The following is a 3090-nucleotide window of genomic DNA, read 5'->3' on the forward strand; positions in this document are numbered from 1 at the left end:
CTGCTGCTCGACGCCCGCGCCCCGGAGCGGTACCGGGGCGAGGTGGAACCCATCGATCCGAGGCCCGGTCACGTGCCCGGCGCGGTGAACGCGCCGTTCGCCGCCCACGTCACCGAGGAAGGGCGGTGGCGGAGCCGAGCGGAGCTGGCCACCCACTTCGCCGGGCTCGGCGTGCGGCCAGGGCAGGAGGTGGGCGTCTACTGCGGGTCCGGGGTGACCGCGTGTTCGGTGGTGCTCGCCCTCGAAGCCGCCGGAGTCCGGGCGGCGGAGTCACCTGCCGCGCTCTACCCGGGCTCCTGGTCGGAGTGGTCGTCCGACCCCGCACGTCCGGCGGCGCTGGGGCCGGAGCCGGGCTGATCGGCACCAGGCCGCGGTCAGCCCGCCGGCAGTCGCTCCACGGCGACGGTGATCGCGTTCTCCACCTGCTCGCAGTAGTCCCCGTCGAGCCTTTCCAGGGAGTCCAGGTCGAAGCGGAGCGCGTCCGGGTAGCCGTCGGTGGAGAACTGCACGGAGATGTCGCAGCGGCCCGGGTTGTACAGCTTGAAGGCGCTGTTGCCGGCGATGGTCATCGGTGCCACGTCGGACTCGGTGTAGTTCTCGAACGCACTCGGTCCGAATTCGGTGAACTGCATCTTCGTCCACGGGCTCGCGCCGTCGAGCGAGATCTCCCACTTGCAGGCGTTGGGGAACTCGTCGCCGCCCGCCTCGATCGTGACCGCGTCGGCGCCCAGCAGCTCGCGGAGTTCGTCAGAACTCAGCAGCTCGCACACCACGACGCCCTCGGAGGTCTTCTCGGTGCTCACCTGACCGTCGGGCACCTGGGGGATCTCGTCCGAGCCGAGGTCGGCGGGGTCGTCCATGTCGGGCAGCGCCGGGCCGGTCTCCGGCGGGGCCGGTTCCTCCGACATTCCGGCCTGCCCCTGGCCCGGCCCGGCGCCGAGGGGGATCGCGGTTCCGGACACCTCGCTGGCGCACGCGCCCAACCCCGCCGCCAGCAGCAGAGCACCGACGGCGTTCCAGGTTCGTCTCGTCATGAGGGCCCGCCTTTCCACGGCACGGGCCGTCGCGACGATCGCCGGGTGGCGCCGAGGGCGACGGCTGTGGGATGACACGAGGGGAACCCGCCGCACGTGACGTGTCACCACGCCTCGGCGTTGGCGAGATCCGCCTGGAGGCAGAGGTTAACCCAAAAGGCTGATCATCAGCAGCGGAACCCGCCGTACTAAGCGAAGGGCGACCTCCGGTGGGTGGAGGTGGCCCCTGCTGCCGGTGAAGGCCCTCGGAGCGGGCGCGGCCCGCCACCCCTGCCGGGGTGACGACCGTCGCACCTCGTCCTCACCGGGATCGGGGCGGTGGCCTACAACGCGCTCCGCAGCCACTGCTCCACACCCGCGACGTGCACGGTCGCCCAGGACCTGGCGACCTCCGCCTCCCGGTTGATGATCGCCTCCGCGATCGCCCGGTGTTCGTCCAGGGTGCGGCGGACGGAGTCCTTCTGGGTCAGCCCCCGCCACACGCGGGCCCGGTGCGTGGAGCTGGACAGGCTGTCGACGAGGGAGCAGAGCACCTGGTTCCCGGTGCCCTCCGCCACCCGGCGGTGGAACTCGATGTCGTTGGCGACCAGGTGCTCGATGTCGGTGTGATCGGTGACCTCGTCGAGCAGGGGGAGCAGGCCCCTGGCGTCCTCGTCGGGCATCACCCGCGCCGCGATCGCCGCCGCGGCCGGCTCCAGGATGCGGCGCACCTCGAAGAGCTGGAGCACGCTCTCGTCCTGGTGGAAGTCGACCACGAAGCCGACGGCGTCCAGCAGCAACGCCGGGTCCAGGCTGGTGACGTAGGTCCCGTCCCCCTGTCGGACGTCGAGGACGTGGATCAGGGCGAGCGCGCGCACGGCCTCGCGCAGGGAGCTCCGGGAGAGACCGAGGTGGGCGGCGAGGTCGGCCTCCCTCGGCAGCCGGTCGCCCGGCCGGAGCTCCCCGTCAATGATCATTTGCTTGATCTTCTCGATCGCCGAGTCCGTCAGCGCCACCCTGTCACCCACCGTCCACGTTCCGGCCGCCCCAGGCGCGCGCCGTCACCAACAGTTTCCGCCACCGTGCGGCCGCGGCGGCAGGCGCCCCGACCTGGTAGGGACCTGCTGGCGCGGGAGCCCCGAGCGGTCCGGACCAGGGGCCCAGTCGTGCCCCACCCCCGACCAGATCGGGAAACGGACCCCCTCGACCACCTCCGCCAGTCGACCTCAGCCCACGGGCATCGGTGCCTTCCCTCCCGCGTGCCTGCTGGGGCGGATCGGTGGGGAGCGCGAGGGCGGCCGCCCCGGGGAGGCGAGCAGGGGCGATGGCCGCGCCCCGCCGCTCGGGAGCCGGCGCCCGGTGTCCTCCGGTGCCCCGGAGGTCCTGTCGCGCCGAGGAGTCGCGCCGCGACCGGGTACCCGGTTGGAGGGAGGACGCGGAACCGAGCGGTGCCCCCGGCGGGCGGGGGGCTGCCCGGGGCGCGAAAACCGGAGCAGGATCGGGAGGAACGGTGATGAGCACCGTGACGGACATGCTCAACACCTATCCGGCCAGTCTCGGCGCCGTCGACCGGACGGCCCTGAACGACTCCGTCGAGGAGTGCCAACGCTGCGCCCAGGCCTGCACCGCCTGCGCCGACGCCTGCCTGGCCGAGCCGGACGACGCGTTGCCGGTGCTGCGGAAGTGCGTGCGGACGTGCGCGGACTGCGCCGATGTCTGCGACGCCACCGCTCGCGTGCTCTCCCGGCACACCGGGTACGACGTGAACGTCAGCCGGGCGTTGCTGCGGGCCTGCGCGACGATCACCATCACCTGCGCCGAGGAGTGCCAGCGGCACGCCGCCGTCCACGGGCACTGCCGGGTGTGCGCGGAGGCGTGCCAGCGCTGCGCCGACGCCTGCCAGCGCCTGCTGGCCAACCTCAGCTGACGCCGCTCGGTGACGTGGTCGAGCGGCCTCGGGAGGACGGCTGACGGGGGCGCTGGTGGCGGCGCGGGGTGACCGTTCCGCTGGAGAAGGGTGGACCGGCTCGGGTTCCCCGGCCGTCCCGCCCGAGCCGGTGGTGCCCCACCGGCTGGC

Annotated in this window: 4 protein-coding genes; 2 read left to right on the forward strand and 2 right to left on the reverse strand. The window is 73.1% G+C overall.

The genetic code is table 11. From position 1 onward, the window contains the following. Positions 1-357 (forward strand): sulfurtransferase (locus ACTIDRAF_RS0222160; RefSeq protein ID WP_016700900.1); only part of this gene is annotated, 357 nt, incomplete at its 5' end. Between the two features lie 17 nt (positions 358-374). Here the strand turns inward: ACTIDRAF_RS0222160 and ACTIDRAF_RS0222165 are convergent. Both ACTIDRAF_RS0222165 and ACTIDRAF_RS0222170 read right to left on the reverse strand, forming a co-directional pair. Next, the gene (locus ACTIDRAF_RS0222165) at positions 375-1034 is read right to left on the reverse strand and encodes a DUF3558 family protein (RefSeq protein WP_016700901.1); all 660 of its coding nucleotides are present in this window, start codon (positions 1032-1034) and stop codon (positions 375-377) included. A 323-nt stretch (positions 1035-1357) separates the two neighbouring features. Continuing rightward, positions 1358-2029 (reverse strand): FadR/GntR family transcriptional regulator, encoded by a 672-nt coding sequence (locus tag ACTIDRAF_RS0222170; protein ID WP_026066380.1) that lies wholly within the window; start codon positions 2027-2029, stop codon positions 1358-1360. A 497-nt stretch (positions 2030-2526) separates the two neighbouring features. Here ACTIDRAF_RS0222170 and ACTIDRAF_RS0222175 point away from each other — a divergent pair, with 497 nt between their 5' ends. Next, a complete protein-coding gene (locus tag ACTIDRAF_RS0222175; protein ID WP_016700903.1) occupies positions 2527-2940 on the forward strand; it encodes a four-helix bundle copper-binding protein in 414 nt (137 codons plus the stop codon). Positions 2941-3090: the final 150 nt, after the last annotated feature.

The organism is Actinoalloteichus spitiensis RMV-1378, from assembly GCF_000239155.1.
Taxonomy (GTDB): Bacteria; Actinomycetota; Actinomycetes; order Mycobacteriales; family Pseudonocardiaceae; genus Actinoalloteichus_B; species Actinoalloteichus_B spitiensis.